Below are 15,710 nucleotides of genomic sequence, written 5' to 3'. Positions count from 1 at the left end.
CTAAACGAATAATGATTATTGGAATTTGATCGGTCTTTCGACACGGCCACCGTAATCATTGACATTGATAAAACTCATTTTTTCAGTGTTCGATGTTTTTAACTGAACTTGATCTTCAGAAAAAGGCTTTAACATTAAACCTTTAGGCAATAAATCAACTTTCTTATCACCATTGGCCTGATAAATTGAAGTCATCGTGATATGAAAAGGGGTTGGGTTTTTAACAACAATGTTTTGACCAACACGACGCCATTGCAATTTGTCAGCAGCTAAGTTGGCATCTTCTTTGATACTTGCTGGACGATAGAAAAATTTAATTCTTGAACGAATTGCAAGTTGCAAAAAGTTATCTGGAACAGTTTCTGTACCTTTGCCTGTTGGTCTCGGTGGAATATCCAGAACGTTTAACCAAAGTACAGTTTCTTGTTTTTGATCTAGTTGTAACGCATTTGGTAAAGCCGTAATACGAAGTGTTTGACTTTTAGTTGGCTCTACACGGGAAATAGGTGGTGTAATCATAAAAGGCACTTTAGATTGGTCTGGTGTGCTTTTAGGATCACCTTCATCGATCCAAGCTTGGACGAGAGCAGGTTTTGAGCCATTATTGCTTAGTTGTAAAGTTACTTCACGTGCATCAGAAGGGTAGATCACGCGTGTGCCATGAATGATTATCTCAGCGTTAGCGGCAGTCGCCATAACTGAACAAAGTGCTAAACCAGACAAAAATTTACAACCGTTAAATGACATGCTCAACATTCTCAAAAAAGGCAGATGAATTTAAATAAAAAGAGTTTCTATGCTCTAGAACATAGAAACTCAGCGATCAACAAATTATTGATAAATAATTGTGTATTGAACGTTAGTTGTTACTTCACCAGCAGTAGATGCGCCAGTTGCATAGTATTCAGCGTAGTAGTTAAGATCTGCACTACCGCCATCAACAACGTCAACCCATTGAGAGTTCGCTTGAGCACCAGAAGCACCAGCAGCTAAAACTGGGATTACTTGGTTGTTGCTACCTAAAAGTTGAACGTCAACGTTTTGAGCACCGCTAGCAGCTTGGTTGATTAAACGACCAGTGTTGAAATCAACAGTTGCACCTGGTTCGAAGTAAGTTGCAACTTTACCTTCTGAACAATCTTCTAAGTTGATTTGGAATGGTGTACGGCCAGCAACATCACCTGCATTCGCAAGAGTTTGTCTAGAAACTGTTGGAAGCGTAACTGTAAAATCTTTACCCGCTGGAGTAACGATGTTACAAGTTTTATCAGTCACTAAACCATTGATTGTGATAGTGCCATCTGCAGCGTGAGCGCTAGCAATACCAACAACTGAAAGAGTAGCGAGCAAAGCAAGTTTTTTCATAATAATTTCTCTAAGACATCAGCTAAAAGTTTGAATTAGATTACTTTTCCAGTTAAGTTTTTGCGCTGAATAAGTAATGTGCGAAATATACCAGTTAATAAATAAAATGCAAACTGCATCACATTTTTAGTAATTCTTAAATAATTATTAAGCTGACTGAAATAACTTGTTGTTTATTTTTTAGTTTTTCTGAAATTGCTTTCCTGATTATGTGAATTTTCAACAAAAAATGTTGTTTTTAAGATTTATTTTTTAAGAAATAGTGGATTGTTTGTTTATTTTTTATACAAAATAGCGGTTTTTTTATATGAAGTTTTTGTGACAGGACTTCAGTAATCATCAAAAAATTGAACCTTTGTTAAAAATAAAAGCAGAAGATTTTTAAGTTCGTTAACAAAAACGCCAAACTTTTTTTAAGATTTTTTTAAGATTCAATCCTTAGTGTTTTAGTCATGATTTGATGAAAAAATCATCTAAAGGAGCTATAAATGAACATGCTTTATACACATAAACCTAACTATTATTTCTTCGCACATAAATTTGTATTGTTCTTAGAGCAACACTTAAAAAGTCATCCTACAGAACAACATACAAGTTTTAATTTACAGACAATCTACGACTTGTTCAGCCATGATCGTGCGTCTAGTACAACCAATCTCGAAGGTATCCTAAATATCGCGGATGAGTATGTGTTAGATACAGAAGATGGACCACAGTCATTGATTCGTTCTTATCATGTTCATTTAGACAATCACGTCCTGACATTAGAGTTTAATCCAAAGGCCATAAATAGCTTAAAAGCAGGTCAGACATTGATTAATCCTAAAGCTGCCTAATCGCTAAGTTTTATTCCTCGTTAATACACTTAGTTATCTCCTTTGACTAAGTGTTTTTTTATCCTACTGCTTTTGATAGATGATTTGGTTATGATGTTTAAATCAATTTATCTCAATAAAGCATTATGGATAAGGATTTTAAGTCGGAAACGTATACAGTTGATGAGCATGTCGCTGATACCATTTTATGGTTAATGCATCATCAAGAGATATTTGATTCATTCCATTTTGATGTACATACGCAGGAGCTATCTGTTACGCATGCAGCTGGAGTGGATGTGATTAGAGTTGGAATGTTTCTTACTGCAAAATATGGGATTTTAGTCACATCTATATAAGTGTAATTATTCCAAGAAAAAAGCCTTGTCAATCGACAAGGCTTTTATATTTATGCGCTCATAGCATCTACGGAGAGTTCTGCAACTGTAGGCTTTGCTTTTTCAGCAGTTAAGCCGAGTTTAGCAAATAAAATTTGATCTTTGCCTTCACCAGCATTTGGAGTTGTTAACAGTTTTTCACCAGAGAACAATGAGTTTGCACCAGCCATAAATGCAAGTGCTTGATCAGAATCACTGAGTGATTCGCGTCCTGCTGATAATCGAATATAGCTATGTGGCATGATGATACGTGCGACAGCAATTGTACGAATCCACTCAGTCACATCTAATTTTTCCACTTCAGCGAGTGGTGTGCCTTCGATAGGTACAAGCATGTTGATTGGTACAGACTCAGGGTGTACTGGCATCGTAGCAAGCTCTTGCAATAGACCAATACGGTCATTACGACTTTCACCTAAACCGACAATACCGCCACTACATACTTTCATACCTGCTTGACGTACATGATCGAGTGTATTTAAGCGATCATCAAAAGTACGAGTGCTAATGATATGTGAATAATACTCGCGTGATGTATCTAGGTTGTGGTTGTAATAGTCTAAACCAGCATCTTTCAAACGCTCAGCTTGCGATTGGTTGAGCATACCTAACGTCATGCAAGTTTCTAAACCTAAGGCTTTTACTTCACGAACCATTTCTAAGACATAAGGCATATCTCTTTCATGTGGGTTGCGCCATGCAGCACCCATACAGAAACGAGATGAACCTGATTCTTTTGCAGCTTGTGCTTCGCTAATCACTTTATCAACTGCAATACGTTTTTCTGCTTCTAATTTTGAGTCGTAATGTGCTGACTGAGAGCAATATTTACAATCTTCTGGACATTTACCCGTTTTAATCGAAAGAAGGGTGCTGACCTGAATCGTATTTGCTTGGAAATGTTGACGATGAACGCTTTGCGCTTCAAATACTAAGTCTAAAAAAGGTTGATCATATAAAGCTTGGATTTCATCACGAGTCCAGTCATTACGTAAGGTCATTGTTATATCCATGATGATTGATTACAAACATTGAGATTAATCATACAGAAATCGTGCCAAAGCCAAAGGGCAAAAAACATCAATTTTCTATTTGTTATACATTGGCTCGTTGCAATTGTTGTTCAATTGCCCAATCAATGTGTACATTGACAATCTCATCGTGCAAAGGTTTTGCTTCTTGCAATTGTGTGACTACATCAACTGAGTATGGCGCATTTCCAAGCCCGATTGCAATATTGCGTTTAAAAGATTGGTAGCCAGTTCTACGAATCGGACTGCCTTCGGTATTGGCCAAAAAAGTTACTTCATCCCATTGCCAAATATCGAGCAAACTAATGTTATCTAAGCTATGTCTCGCATCAAAATCAGGGATTGTTGCCATTTTAGCAAAACTATTCCAAGGGCAAATCAACTGACAATCATCACAACCAAATATACGATTGCCAATACCTTGGCGGAGTTCTTCTGGAATAATACCTTTATATTCAATGGTCAAATATGCAATGCATTTCCTTGCATCTAACATATAAGGTTCAACGATCGCTTGTGTTGGGCAAATATCAATACAGGCTGTACATGAACCGCAGTGTGCCGTTGCAGGCTGATCAAAAGGAAGTTCGAGAGAGGTAAATAGCTCCCCCAATACAAAGAAAGAACCTGATTTTTTATGAATCAGTAAAGTATGTTTTCCTGTCCACCCCATACCTGCGCTTTCAGCTAGGGATTTTTCAAAAATAGGTGCTGAATCAGCAAATGGGCGTGACTCAAAATCGCCCACTTTTTCTTTAATTCGGCTTGCTAACGTTTTGAGCCGCCCACGCATCACTTTGTGATAATCACGACCGCGTGCATAACGGGCAATAATGGCAGAATTTGGTTCAAATGGTACATAACGGGGCTGGGGGGATGCGACAAGATAGTTCATACGCACACAAATAATGCTTTTAGTTCCTGGAACCAATAAGGTGGGATCAGCACGTTTTTGTAAGTTTTCTTCTAAATAGTGCATATCTGCATGATAGCCGCGTTCTAAATATTCTTTAAAACGAGGCATTTGATCTTGAGCATCTGGTTTGGCAATGACACAATCAGAAAAGCCCAAGTCCAAAGCCTGAGCTTTTATCCATGTTTTAAGTTCTTGAGGATCAAGCTGTTGCAGCTCGATTTTATCAAGCGATTTTCCTGAAGGTGTGGATGAAGCCATAAACCAATAATAGGGGATAATATGCAACGTTCAGTTTACCATAGCCAAAGTATTCAAGCATGGGAGCAGCGTTGGTTTGCTCAGCAAAATTCCTCTTTAGGATTAATGCAACAAGCAGCTTGGTCAATATCGCAGCAACTGATTGAGCAATTTCATCAACAAAATATCCAAAATATCGCTGTGTGGTGTGGGCAGGGTAACAATGCTGGTGATGGTTATTATATTGCTGCATTTTTGAAGCAATCAGGTTTCAATGTAACAGTATTCTCAACTGAAATGGGAAGTTCTACTGATTTAAAACATGCCTATGTGTATGCTGAATCTCAGCAAGTTGAAATGAAGCCAATAAATGATATTGCAGCTTCTATTCTTCACAGCGAGTCGTCTACAGATTTAAATAGCAATGTCATTGGTGATCTTGCGGAGTATACCCCTCATCTTCATAAGGAGATGCTAGGAAAGATTGATTGTCATATCGATGCACTATTTGGGATTGGCTTAAATAGAGCGTTGAATGAAGATTGGCAAAAAATTATTCAGTGTTTTAATGCACAAACAGGTTTAAAAATCTCGATTGATATTCCCAGTGGATTACACGCTAATACAGGACAAGCTTTACCTTGTGCAATACAAGCGGATCATACCTTTACCATTTTGGGGTATAAAGCAGGCTTATTTACGGGACAAGGCAAAGAATATGTCGGTCAATTGTACTTAGTCAGCCTGATTCCAATTGATAAAGCATTAAAACCATTTGCCTATTTATCACCTGAAAAAATTGTATTGCCGAAACGTCAGGCATTTGGTCACAAAGGCAGTTACGGGCATGTACTCGTTATTGGCGGTCATGCGGATATGGGCGGAGCCGTGATTATGTCAGCTGAAGCCGCTTTTCATGCAGGTGCTGGCAAAGTGACTGTGATTTGTCATAGCAAACATCATCAAGCGATTTTGTCACGTTCGCCCAATATCATGGTTCGAGATATTAATGCGTTAGATCAAGACCTGATTCAACAACTATTAAAGCAAGTCGATGCAGTCTGTTTTGGAATGGGCTTAGGACGTGATCAATGGGCAGAGCGGATTTATCAGCAATGGTTCGATTTACTCAATCAAAATTCACATTTAAAAGTTGTGCTTGATGCAGATGGACTTTGGTTTTTATCAAAGCATCCGCAACAATTAAATGATCATATCTATGCGACTCCACATTCAGGCGAAGCAGCAACTTTATTAGGTTGTAATCCTGTTGACATTGAACAGGATCGGATAGACGCAATTTATCAACTACAGCAAAAATATGCAGGGCAATGGGTGCTAAAAGGTGCTGGTAGTTTAATCTTAGAAAGCGAATTATTTATCTGTACCCAAGGTAATGCGGGTATGGGGACAGGAGGTATGGGGGATGTATTGGCTGGCATGATTGCGAGTTTAAAAGCTCAATTTCATGAACAAATTGCATTACATGCAATTGTTAGCTTACATGCACAGGCAGGAGATTTACTGGCTGAAAAAGGTATGAGGGGTTTGCAAGCGCATGATATGGGGAAAGTGATTTGTGAAGTCGTTAATCATTAATATTAACGCCTTCTAGTACTGGAGCGGCTTCTTCCTCTTGCCATCCCACCTAAAGCATTCAGCACAGCCATTTTGCTCATACTTCCTGAAGCGTGTGCATGACAAATAGCAGCAGCAAGGGCATCGGCCGCATCAGCTTGGGGTTTAATGCTTAAGTTTAATAAGCGCATCACCATCATTTGGACTTGTTCTTTATCAGCCGCGCCATAACCCACGACAGATTGTTTAATCTGACGCGCTGTGTATTCTGCCACTTGTAAATCCAAATTCACCAATGCCGCGATGGCTGCACCACGCGCTTGACCAAGCTTTAGTGCAGAATCAGGATTTTGTGCCATGAAGACTTGCTCTACCGCAGCTTCTGTTGGCCCGTGAAATTTAACGATACGCTCTACACCTGCAAAAATACGTTTCAAACGTTCGGGCATTTCCTGTGTTTCAGTACGAATCGTGCCTGCATCGACAAAACGTAACTTGTTGCCATCTTTCTCAATAATTCCGTAACCTGTTAAGCGTGAACCAGGGTCAATACCAATAATTAATGACATGCAGCACTATAAGAATAAAAGATTGTTGATATTGTTACATATAAGGCTTTTAGCTGCATATTATTTTTGTAGTATTTTGAATTTTAAAGAAATAGGTGGTTTTGTAGGCAGCTTATATTTTGAGCTATCTCAAAACTATTTTCGCTTTTTGGACAATATGTGTCGTTAAGGCTTGAAGAGGAGCAGATTGTTGATTCCAATGGTGCCAATATAAAGCAATATCTGTTTCAGCTTCGGGTAAAATCTCAACTAAACTTTTATCTTTAAAAGCCTGTTCGAGTTGAAATTCTGGAACCATTCCATATCCCAAGCCAAGCTGGATTGCCGTGACAAAGGATTCAGAAGATGGGATAAGGTGACATGGATAAGTGCCTTTTGTTAACCCAAACATCTTTTCGAGTACGTCAAAATGGGTGTGATCTTTGTGATTGAAAATAATTGCACGGGCAGTCCTTAAGCTTTCTCTCGTGATTCCATTCTTAAACCATTTTTTTTGAAACAATGGCGTTGAAACCATTTTATAACGCATAGATCCTAGATGTATGGCATTACAACCTTTCATGGCTGCACTTTCGATAGAAATACATGCATTGACTGTCCCATTTTCCAGTAATGAATAAGTATGCGACTGATCGGCACAATTAAATTCAACCATAATTTTTTCTTGGATGAGCACATCTTTCAGTGTGGGAAGCAACCACGTTGCTAATGAATCAGCGTTCGTTGCGATTGTCGTTTTAAAATAATTAGATTCAGATTCGCCTGTGAGACTATATAACAAATTTTGTTCTAAACGCCGACTATGTTGTAAATATTCAAATAGATGTAGACCTGATTGAGTTAAAACGCAAGGTCTGCCACGTATCAGCAAGAGCTGACCTAAATGCTTCTCAAGTGCTTGAACCCTCAATGTCACAGCAGATGGGGTAATACACAGTCTTTGGCCTGCATGTTCAAAGCTACCTGTCTCTGCAACAGCAAAGAAAGCTTCACATTGTTTGCTATCGAGCATAATTTCCTTAAAAAAACTTAGTTGAACTGAAATAAACTTAATTTTACTGAATTAAAAATTAAAAAAAAGATAATAACAATCTTTCAGCGTGATCTGAATGTGTAAAGAAATAAATCCCTTTAATATTTTTAGTTTGTGGAAAAATTGAATGAGTGCATTTGTATATGGGCTTGGAATTGGCTTCTCTCTGATTTTAGCAATAGGGGCGCAAAATGCATTCGTATTAAAACAAGGTTTAAAGCAGCAGTATGTATTCTGGGTTTGTTTTATCTGTGCATTATCTGATTCTATTTTGATTTACTTCGGCGTAACAGGATTCTCCAAAGTTATTGCTAACTTTCCACTTCTCCTTACCGTGAGCAAATATTTTGGTGCAGCATTTTTATTCTTTTACGGATTGCGTAATTTCTATTCAGCTATAAAAAATTCTTCTTCGCTAAACCCAAGTGATATTGAAAAAGATTCGTTACTCAAAATTATCGGAATATGCTTAGCATTCACTTGGTTAAACCCACATGTGTATTTGGATGCGATTATCTTGATCGGATCAATTTCAGTACAATTTTCGGATCAACTGTATCAGTTTGCGGCAGGCACAATACTCGCTTCTTGGATATTTTTCTTTTCAGTAGGCTACGGGGCAAAGATGTTACTTCCTTTATTTAAAAGAGCGACATCTTGGAAAATTTTAGACGTTTTAATTGGGATCACAATGTGGGCAATTGCTACGATGTTAATTATTTAAAATTGGAACGGGTTAAAAATTGATGTGTGGGATGATTTTTAATCATATTTACTTTTTCGTTATTCAAAATATGTTGCTGAAACTTGATCAATTGCATAAGAAGAAAAATGTAAGAGAATTTAATTGAAAATCTTATCTATTTGACTTGTTTTTATTAATCTATCTTATTGAAAAATATTGAAATTAAATAATTTTGGAAATGGCTTTCGTAGATCAATCTTAGTTTTTGAATGTTATGTCATCCATTTATATGAGTGGTTGAAGCAATAGGGATTGCTTATAAAAAGTAAAGTCGTGTATAGTGATAGTTAACTAGAAGAATAACTCTGTTGATTCAGCAAATCTCTAATTTCGTATGTTTGTCCAAACTTCTCGTTTTATCAGATTTTAGTGTCATAGTTTTATTATTCCAAGTTATTTGCTGCTAAGTATTACGAATTTTCAAATAGGTTAAATTTATGTCTAACACTGTGACTGGTACAGTTAAATGGTTCAATGAAACTAAAGGTTTTGGTTTTATTCATGCTGATTCTGGACAAGATGTTTTTGCTCACTTTAGCGAAATCCAAAGCAACGGCTTTAGAGTTCTTCATGAAGGACAACGTGTATCTTTTACTGTAGCTGAAGGTAAAAAAGGACCTCAAGCAACTGCTATTACTGTAGTTGCTCAAAACTAAGAATAAATATAAAAAAGCTCACTTTGGTGGGCTTTTTTATTTGAATATTAATAATTTAGAAAAATTGCAAAAAACCATTAGAAATTTAAGTGAAATTGCTTAATTTTGTCACTAATTGACCATATGTTTAAATTTTTACCCTAGCTTGATCTACGACTTTTTGCTAATTTCATTTCATACATTATTTAGGCAAATTAATAATTGCAGTACATTAAATGAGCATTAGGTTATGGAAAACTTAGAGCGATACTCTCAAGGGTTTGAGCAAGAAGTTCATGTACATTGTAAAAGATCTTTAGGTTCGTTGTTGTTCAGTTTTGTGGTTCTGATCGCAACAGGCTTATAAGAGAAAGAAAGCACCTTCGGGTGCTTTTTTAATGTTTGAAATTTAGCCAAAATAAATTATAAAAATATAAAATGACTGGCAAGATTGAGCTTTGAGCTACAAGGAAATATTTACTCTATGTTAGGCTTATATCTATAAGAAAAGGGATAAGCCTATGGATATTTTACAAGTAAAAGATTTTTCAGCAGTGATGGGTTATACAGAAGCCATTTTGGAAATGGATGAGTGGGTAAACACGAGACCATATTTTTATATTATCAAAGATCATTATTTGGTTGATCAGGCTATTCGGCTTGAGTACATCATTATTCAATGATGATTTAATTCGTTGAACTAAACGATGAGTTAATCATAACTGGAGTTCTTTGTTTCAATTCATAGACATAAATTTATCATTTGTTTGCTATATTAAATTTTTTTGCAAGAATTCAAAAATATGAAAAAGATCTTACTTTTAGGTGCAGTTGTTATGTCATTGGCAGCGTGTTCTTCAACTCCAAATAAAGACGATATGCCACCAAAAATTGGTATGGCGAATCCAGCAAGTAAATATTGCGTTGAGCAAGGTGGTCAGTTGGAAATTAGAAATGAAACAAATGGTCAGGTTGGATACTGCACGTTGCCAAATGGTCAGGTGGTGGAGGAGTGGGAGCTATTCCGTGCTAGCCAACCGAAATGTGTTGCTGATGAGGCAAAAAAGTTAATTGGTCAATCAGGGCTTAGCGAAGAACAAATTAAGCAAAAAACCAAGTCTGAGATCGTGCGTAGTGTTGGGCCTAATCAAGCTGTAACTATGGATTATCGAGAGAACCGCGTTACAGTAACGATTGATCCACAATCTAAAAAGATTACCAATGCAACTTGTGGTTAATTTATAAATTCTTTCTAGGCTCTCAATTGATTGATTTCAACTGAGAGCTTTTTTATGTAATAAACATAAACATCAGACTTGATAAATTTAGAAAAGAACCCATCAAATAATTTATTGAGTTTATTTTATTAAATGTGTCAGCATTGTTTTATCAATATGCACATTGTTTTATTTTGAGATTTAACATGAATCTACTTCTTATCGTGGTTTTTGGCACAATTGCTGAAGTGTTGGTTTGGATCGGCGTGGGCGATCTCGTTGGAAGTATGTGGTATGTATTCTTCTGGTTTATTATCGCATTTTTCATTGGCTTGAATATGCTGCGTTCAAGCACGTCAGGTATCATGCCTCAGTTACAGCAAATGCAAATGACAGGGCAGTTGGGTGCTGATCCAGAGGTAACTAAGAAATTAGCAATAGCGATGTCTGGTTTCTTTTTAATGCTACCAGGTTTGATTTCTGATGTAATCGCCGTTTTAGTGTTAATCCCATCGGTACAAACAGCTTTCCGCAATGCATTGATGAAAACAATGGCAAAGCGTCAACAAGCGATGATGGACCAAATGATGGGTGGTATGGGCGGTGGTGCTTCAGGGCAAAGTCCATTTGCTGATTTAATGCGTCAGATGCAAGAAATGCAAAATCAACAAGGTGGTGGGCAATATCGTGACTCAACCGTGATTGATGGTGAAGCGCGTGAAGTAAAACCAGATCAAAAGAAAATTGAATTTAAAGATGTAAACTAATTCGGTTTAGTTATAGAAGAGCACACGATCAAAAGTGTGCTTTTTTATGGTTTGTTGTTTGTATCTGTAGTTTGGTTATTTTCTGCATTATTGGCGACAGTAGTCTGTTTGTCTTGAGGTTGGTATTGGCTCGGTGGCAAAGTGGTCACCTCATTTTCTGACTGTTTGTATTTTCGACTACGGTTGGCACGTTCACGAAATCCACCTTTATTGATTAATTGAGTCATGGTGCTATTTCCATAAATTTAAAGCAATATTTTAGCAAATTATGTGAAAGATCAAAATAATACGCTTCTGTAGAAAAATTTAAAAATACTTGTAGTTCATTAAATTGACATAAAAACTTTGTAAATTTGAAAGAATGGGTCATATAACTGCATTGTAATCTCGTTTTTTTTTTCATAGGATAAAAGTACAACGGTGAAAATTGTTGTAAAAAGAAAATAAAAAATAACGAGTGGGAGGAACAAATGATGTTATATCAATATCATTGTGCATGTTGCGACAAGGTGGTCGCGTCTACAGATAAGGAGTGTCCTTACTGTGGTTCTCAACATATTCGCAGCCCTTACGGTATGTGGATGTTCTGTGTTGCTGCGTGTTTAGCTGTTGTGGTTATTGTAAAACTTGCACATTTGTATTCGCAACATCATCAAGAAGAGCAACCTGTTCAAAATACGTCTATTTTTGAAGTTTTAAAGCAAGACAATATGAATTCGGGAAATTAGATTGGGGAATAAAAAAAGCTCGCAAAATGCGAGCTTTTTACTAATTGATGCAGAGCAATTAAAGACCTGCTGCATCCTTAAGGATTTCAACTTTGTCAGTTTTTTCCCAAGTAAATGCTGTATCTGAACCTTCGCGGCCAAAGTGACCATAAGCAGCCGTTTGCTTATACATTGGCTGAATAAGGTTAAGCATGCGTGTGATGCCATATGGACGTAAGTCAAAATGTTCACGAACAAGTTGAATGATCAACTCATCAGATACTTTACCAGTATTGAAGGTATTGATTGAAATTGAAGTAGGTTCAGCAACGCCAATTGCATAGCTCACTTGGATTTCACATTTATCTGCTAATCCAGCAGCAACAATGTTTTTTGCAACATAACGACCAGCATATGCAGCTGAACGGTCAACTTTAGATGGGTCTTTACCAGAGAATGCACCACCACCGTGACGTGCCATACCACCGTAGGTATCAACGATAATTTTACGACCAGTTAAACCACAGTCACCTACAGGGCCGCCGATGACAAACATACCTGTTGGGTTGATATGGAATTTTGTGCCTGCATGGAACATTTCAGCAGGAATGATTGGCTTAACAATCTCTTCAATCACAGCTTCTTTTAGCTGAGCTTGAGTAATTTCTGGGTCATGTTGAGTCGAAAGCACGACAGCATCTAAGCGAACAGGTTTGCCATTTTCATATGCAAAAGTAACTTGGCTTTTTGCATCTGGACGTAACCAAGGTAGAGCACCTGAACGACGTAACTCTGCTTGACGCTCCATCAAACGGTGCGCGTAAGAAATCGGTGCAGGCATAAGCACATCTGTCTCACGGCTTGCATAACCGAACATTAGACCTTGGTCACCAGCACCTTGATCTTCAGGTTTTTGACGGTCAACACCTTGAGCAATCTCTGGAGATTGTTTACCGATCATATTGATCACGGCACAAGTTGATCCGTCGAAACCTAAATCAGAGTGATGGTAGCCAATACCATTTACGGTTTGACGCACAATTGCTTCAAAGTCGACATTTGCTATCGTTGTAATTTCACCAGCAAGAACAACCGCGCCTGTTTTTACTAATGTTTCACAAGCGACACGTGCATACGGGTCTTCTCTTAGGATTGCATCTAAAATCGCATCACTAATTTGGTCAGCCATTTTGTCTGGATGACCTTCGCTTACAGATTCTGAAGTAAAAACAGCATACTCGCGCATGAACGTCCTATCATGGTTATTTTCAAAAAGACAGAGTATGTTACATCGACTTGGCTCATAGGACTAGCACAAGCTGACTAAAAACCATAAATTTATTGCATTTTCATTGTGTTTTTATTGATATGTGTATCAGTAAAGCTTATATGTTAGGATTGATTTTTAATATTTTTCTGAATAAGCGAATAGATTCTACAAACCAGAGATATTTACTTTTGCTTACGCTGTGAACATTTGTTCACATAATTGAAAATGAATGATCGAAATATAAGAAATATCGTGTATTAGACTTTACCCCATGTCGTTTTTTTAAGACAATAGTCTCAATTTTTGAAAGATGATTTCTCGTCTTCTTTATCACATTGATTTAATCGGATTCTGACTTATGACAACCCCTTTAAATGAACGTCGTATTGCTAATGCAATTCGTGTCTTGGCAATGGATGCTGTGCAACAGGCAAACTCAGGGCATCCAGGTGCACCAATGGGGATGGCAGATATCGCTGACGTCGTATGGCGTGAGTTTTTAAATCATAACCCAACAAACCCACAATGGGCGAACCGCGACCGCTTTGTATTGTCAAATGGTCATGGTTCTATGTTGCAATATGCTTTATTGCATTTAACGGGTTATGACTTATCTATTGAAGATTTAAAGCAATTCCGTCAGTTACATTCTAAAACACCAGGTCACCCAGAATATGGTTACGCACCGGGTATCGAAACAACGACAGGTCCATTAGGTCAAGGTATCGCCAATGCTGTTGGCTTCGCTTTAGCTGAAAAAACATTAGCTGCTCAGTTCAACAAAGATGACTTAAACGTTGTTGATCACTTCACTTATTGTTTCTTGGGTGATGGCTGCTTAATGGAAGGTATTTCTCACGAAGTATGTTCACTTGCAGGTACTTTAGGTCTTGGTAAGCTTGTTGTTTATTATGATGACAACGGTATCTCGATTGACGGTGAAGTAGAAGGCTGGTTCAGTGATGACACTGAGCAACGTTTCAACGCTTATGGTTGGCAAGTACTTCGTGTAGATGGTCATGATGCAGATGCAATTCGTCAAGCAACTGTTGAAGCAAAAGCTGAAGCTAGTAAGCCAACCATTATTATCTGTAAAACGATTATCGGTCTAGGTTCGCCAAATAAACAAGGTAAAGAAGATTGTCACGGTGCACCATTAGGTAAAGACGAAATCGTTTTAACTCGCGAAGCTTTAGGTTGGAAAGAAGATTCATTTGTTATCCCTGAAGATGTATATGCAGCTTGGGATGCAAAAGCAAAAGGTCAAACCTCTGAAGCAGCGTGGAATGAATTGTTTGCTCAATATCAAGCAAAATATCCAACTGAAGCGGCTGAATTATTACGCCGTATCAATGGTGATTTACCTGCTGAATTTGCTGCACAAGCAGATGCTTTCATTGCTGAAACAAATGCTAAAGCTGAAACCATTGCTACACGTAAAGCAAGCCAAAATACATTACAAGCATTTGGCCCATTACTGCCTGAATTATTAGGTGGTTCTGCTGACTTGGCGGGTTCTAACTTAACACTTTGGAAAGGTTGCCAAGGCGTACAAGAAAACCCAGCGGGTAACTATGTGTATTACGGCGTTCGTGAATTCGGTATGACCGCAATTGCGAATGGTGTGGCTTTACACGGTGGCTTTGTTCCTTACGTTGCAACATTCTTGATGTTTATGGAATATGCGCGTAATGCAGTACGTATGTCTGCATTAATGAAGCAACGTGTGATTCATGTTTATACACATGACTCAATCGGTTTAGGTGAAGATGGTCCAACGCATCAACCAATTGAACAAATTGCATCTTTACGCGGTACTCCAAACTTAAATACTTGGCGTCCATGTGACACAGTTGAAGCAGCAATTTCTTGGAAATCAGCACTTCAACGTAAAGATGGCCCATCAGCATTAATTTTCTCTCGTCAAAACTTACCATTCCAAGCGCGTAATGAAGCTCAAATTCAAAACGTTGCAAAAGGTGGTTATGTACTTGCTGAAGAGAAAGGCGAATTGAAGTCAATCATCATTGCAACAGGTTCAGAAGTTTCATTGGCAATGGAAGCATATGCACAACTTGAAGGTGTGCGTGTTGTGTCTATGCCATGTGCTGAAGAATTCATGAAGCAAGATGCTGCATATCGTGAAGCGGTATTGCCTGCGCACATCCGTGCGCGTGTAGCGGTTGAAGCGGCTCATGTGGATTACTGGTGGAAGTTTGTTGGTTTAGACGGCAAAGTGATCGGTATGACCACTTACGGCGAATCCGCACCAGCAAAAGACTTGTTCCAATTCTTTGGTATCACAACTGAAGCGGTTGTTGCTGCTGTTAAAGAATTGACTGCTTAATTGAATTAAGAGTAAAAAAGCGTCCTGAATAGGGCGCTTTTTTTATGACGATTAAATGGAATCAATAAGGGCTGAATATG

At 37.9% G+C, this 15,710-nt stretch carries 18 protein-coding genes; 10 read left to right on the top strand and 8 right to left on the bottom strand.

Features of this window, described 5'->3' with window-relative positions; genetic code table 11:
- Positions 1–15: 15 nt before the first annotated feature.
- Positions 16–747, bottom strand: coding sequence for a molecular chaperone (locus tag ACF8D3_RS06365; protein WP_004879118.1), 732 nt, complete (start codon positions 745–747; stop codon positions 16–18).
- Between the two features lie 84 nt (positions 748–831).
- Positions 832–1,365: a fimbrial protein gene (locus tag ACF8D3_RS06360; RefSeq protein WP_004879120.1), complete on the bottom strand. Its 534-nt coding sequence runs from the start codon at positions 1,363–1,365 to the stop codon at positions 832–834.
- A 488-nt stretch (positions 1,366–1,853) separates the two neighbouring features.
- Between ACF8D3_RS06360 and ACF8D3_RS06355 the strand changes: the two genes are divergently transcribed.
- Positions 1,854–2,201, top strand: a complete 348-nt coding sequence (locus tag ACF8D3_RS06355) for a hypothetical protein (protein WP_004879121.1) — start codon at positions 1,854–1,856, stop codon at positions 2,199–2,201.
- A 125-nt stretch (positions 2,202–2,326) separates the two neighbouring features.
- On the top strand, positions 2,327–2,539 hold the full coding sequence (locus ACF8D3_RS06350) for a hypothetical protein (protein WP_019384290.1): 213 nt from the start codon (positions 2,327–2,329) through the stop codon (positions 2,537–2,539).
- Positions 2,540–2,589: 50 nt separating this feature from the next.
- On the opposite strand, the gene bioB is transcribed toward ACF8D3_RS06350, so the two are convergent.
- The gene (gene bioB, locus ACF8D3_RS06345) at positions 2,590–3,579 is read right to left on the bottom strand and encodes a biotin synthase BioB (protein ID WP_007482417.1); all 990 of its coding nucleotides are present in this window, start codon (positions 3,577–3,579) and stop codon (positions 2,590–2,592) included.
- Between the two features lie 94 nt (positions 3,580–3,673).
- Positions 3,674–4,783, bottom strand: coding sequence for a tRNA epoxyqueuosine(34) reductase QueG (gene queG / locus ACF8D3_RS06340; protein WP_392470742.1), 1,110 nt, complete (start codon positions 4,781–4,783; stop codon positions 3,674–3,676).
- Positions 4,784–4,804: 21 nt separating this feature from the next.
- On the opposite strand from queG, the gene ACF8D3_RS06335 reads away from it, so the two are divergent.
- Positions 4,805–6,361 (top strand): NAD(P)H-hydrate dehydratase, encoded by a 1,557-nt coding sequence (locus ACF8D3_RS06335; protein ID WP_392470741.1) that lies wholly within the window; start codon positions 4,805–4,807, stop codon positions 6,359–6,361.
- A 2-nt stretch (positions 6,362–6,363) separates the two neighbouring features.
- On the opposite strand, the gene ruvC is transcribed toward ACF8D3_RS06335, so the two are convergent.
- Complete coding sequence (gene ruvC / locus ACF8D3_RS06330; RefSeq protein ID WP_004879133.1) at positions 6,364–6,909, bottom strand: crossover junction endodeoxyribonuclease RuvC; 546 nt, start codon at positions 6,907–6,909, stop codon at positions 6,364–6,366.
- 124 nt (positions 6,910–7,033) lie between these two features.
- Positions 7,034–7,921, bottom strand: coding sequence for an ArgP/LysG family DNA-binding transcriptional regulator (locus ACF8D3_RS06325; protein ID WP_392470740.1), 888 nt, complete (start codon positions 7,919–7,921; stop codon positions 7,034–7,036).
- Between the two features lie 148 nt (positions 7,922–8,069).
- Here ACF8D3_RS06325 and ACF8D3_RS06320 point away from each other — a divergent pair, with 148 nt between their 5' ends.
- The 5 genes from ACF8D3_RS06320 (at position 8,070) to ACF8D3_RS06300 (ending at position 11,306) form a co-directional block, all read left to right on the top strand.
- Positions 8,070–8,666, top strand: a complete 597-nt coding sequence (locus ACF8D3_RS06320; protein ID WP_392470738.1) for a LysE/ArgO family amino acid transporter — start codon at positions 8,070–8,072, stop codon at positions 8,664–8,666.
- Positions 8,667–9,124: 458 nt separating this feature from the next.
- Positions 9,125–9,343, top strand: a complete 219-nt coding sequence (locus tag ACF8D3_RS06315; RefSeq protein ID WP_004879138.1) for a cold-shock protein — start codon at positions 9,125–9,127, stop codon at positions 9,341–9,343.
- A gap of 500 nt (positions 9,344–9,843) precedes the next feature.
- Complete coding sequence (locus ACF8D3_RS06310) at positions 9,844–10,005, top strand: hypothetical protein (RefSeq protein ID WP_007482405.1); 162 nt, start codon at positions 9,844–9,846, stop codon at positions 10,003–10,005.
- Positions 10,006–10,125: 120 nt separating this feature from the next.
- Positions 10,126–10,560 (top strand): DUF333 domain-containing protein, encoded by a 435-nt coding sequence (locus tag ACF8D3_RS06305; protein ID WP_392470737.1) that lies wholly within the window; start codon positions 10,126–10,128, stop codon positions 10,558–10,560.
- Between the two features lie 185 nt (positions 10,561–10,745).
- Positions 10,746–11,306: an FxsA family protein gene (locus tag ACF8D3_RS06300; RefSeq protein ID WP_392470736.1), complete on the top strand. Its 561-nt coding sequence runs from the start codon at positions 10,746–10,748 to the stop codon at positions 11,304–11,306.
- A 44-nt stretch (positions 11,307–11,350) separates the two neighbouring features.
- On the opposite strand, the gene ACF8D3_RS06295 is transcribed toward ACF8D3_RS06300, so the two are convergent.
- Complete coding sequence (locus tag ACF8D3_RS06295; RefSeq protein ID WP_004879151.1) at positions 11,351–11,533, bottom strand: hypothetical protein; 183 nt, start codon at positions 11,531–11,533, stop codon at positions 11,351–11,353.
- 243 nt (positions 11,534–11,776) lie between these two features.
- On the opposite strand from ACF8D3_RS06295, the gene ACF8D3_RS06290 reads away from it, so the two are divergent.
- Positions 11,777–12,034, top strand: a complete 258-nt coding sequence (locus ACF8D3_RS06290) for a hypothetical protein (protein ID WP_004879152.1) — start codon at positions 11,777–11,779, stop codon at positions 12,032–12,034.
- Positions 12,035–12,092: 58 nt separating this feature from the next.
- Here the strand turns inward: ACF8D3_RS06290 and metK are convergent, their stop codons facing one another.
- Entirely contained in the window at positions 12,093–13,259 is a 1,167-nt protein-coding gene (metK, locus tag ACF8D3_RS06285) for a methionine adenosyltransferase (protein WP_392470735.1), read from the bottom strand.
- A gap of 382 nt (positions 13,260–13,641) precedes the next feature.
- On the opposite strand from metK, the gene tkt reads away from it, so the two are divergent.
- Positions 13,642–15,630, top strand: a complete 1,989-nt coding sequence (gene tkt / locus ACF8D3_RS06280) for a transketolase (protein ID WP_392470734.1) — start codon at positions 13,642–13,644, stop codon at positions 15,628–15,630.
- Positions 15,631–15,710 lie beyond the last annotated feature (80 nt).

Origin of the sequence: Acinetobacter sp. YQ_14 (assembly GCF_043102985.1) — a bacterium.
GTDB lineage: Bacteria > Pseudomonadota > Gammaproteobacteria > Pseudomonadales > Moraxellaceae > Acinetobacter > Acinetobacter venetianus.
This window is presented reverse-complemented; position numbering and strand designations above follow the sequence as displayed.

What these genes read in the sequence shown, in the direction of transcription:
- ACF8D3_RS06305 (WP_392470737.1), top strand. Translation starts at nt 10,126, where the DNA reads ATGAAAAAGATCTTACTTTTAGGTGCAGTTGTTATGTCATTGGCAGCG.
- tkt (WP_392470734.1), top strand. Translation starts at nt 13,642, where the DNA reads ATGACAACCCCTTTAAATGAACGTCGTATTGCTAATGCAATTCGTGTC.
- queG (WP_392470742.1), bottom strand. Translation starts at nt 4,783, where the DNA reads ATGGCTTCATCCACACCTTCAGGAAAATCGCTTGATAAAATCGAGCTG.
- ACF8D3_RS06290 (WP_004879152.1), top strand. Translation starts at nt 11,777, where the DNA reads ATGATGTTATATCAATATCATTGTGCATGTTGCGACAAGGTGGTCGCG.
- ACF8D3_RS06360 (WP_004879120.1), bottom strand. Translation starts at nt 1,365, where the DNA reads ATGAAAAAACTTGCTTTGCTCGCTACTCTTTCAGTTGTTGGTATTGCT.
- ACF8D3_RS06295 (WP_004879151.1), bottom strand. Translation starts at nt 11,533, where the DNA reads ATGACTCAATTAATCAATAAAGGTGGATTTCGTGAACGTGCCAACCGT.
- ACF8D3_RS06315 (WP_004879138.1), top strand. Translation starts at nt 9,125, where the DNA reads ATGTCTAACACTGTGACTGGTACAGTTAAATGGTTCAATGAAACTAAA.
- ACF8D3_RS06350 (WP_019384290.1), top strand. Translation starts at nt 2,327, where the DNA reads ATGGATAAGGATTTTAAGTCGGAAACGTATACAGTTGATGAGCATGTC.
- ACF8D3_RS06325 (WP_392470740.1), bottom strand. Translation starts at nt 7,921, where the DNA reads ATGCTCGATAGCAAACAATGTGAAGCTTTCTTTGCTGTTGCAGAGACA.
- ACF8D3_RS06365 (WP_004879118.1), bottom strand. Translation starts at nt 747, where the DNA reads ATGTCATTTAACGGTTGTAAATTTTTGTCTGGTTTAGCACTTTGTTCA.
- ACF8D3_RS06355 (WP_004879121.1), top strand. Translation starts at nt 1,854, where the DNA reads ATGAACATGCTTTATACACATAAACCTAACTATTATTTCTTCGCACAT.
- ACF8D3_RS06335 (WP_392470741.1), top strand. Translation starts at nt 4,805, where the DNA reads ATGCAACGTTCAGTTTACCATAGCCAAAGTATTCAAGCATGGGAGCAG.
- metK (WP_392470735.1), bottom strand. Translation starts at nt 13,259, where the DNA reads ATGCGCGAGTATGCTGTTTTTACTTCAGAATCTGTAAGCGAAGGTCAT.
- ACF8D3_RS06310 (WP_007482405.1), top strand. Translation starts at nt 9,844, where the DNA reads ATGGATATTTTACAAGTAAAAGATTTTTCAGCAGTGATGGGTTATACA.
- ACF8D3_RS06300 (WP_392470736.1), top strand. Translation starts at nt 10,746, where the DNA reads ATGAATCTACTTCTTATCGTGGTTTTTGGCACAATTGCTGAAGTGTTG.
- ruvC (WP_004879133.1), bottom strand. Translation starts at nt 6,909, where the DNA reads ATGTCATTAATTATTGGTATTGACCCTGGTTCACGCTTAACAGGTTAC.
- ACF8D3_RS06320 (WP_392470738.1), top strand. Translation starts at nt 8,070, where the DNA reads ATGAGTGCATTTGTATATGGGCTTGGAATTGGCTTCTCTCTGATTTTA.
- bioB (WP_007482417.1), bottom strand. Translation starts at nt 3,579, where the DNA reads ATGACCTTACGTAATGACTGGACTCGTGATGAAATCCAAGCTTTATAT.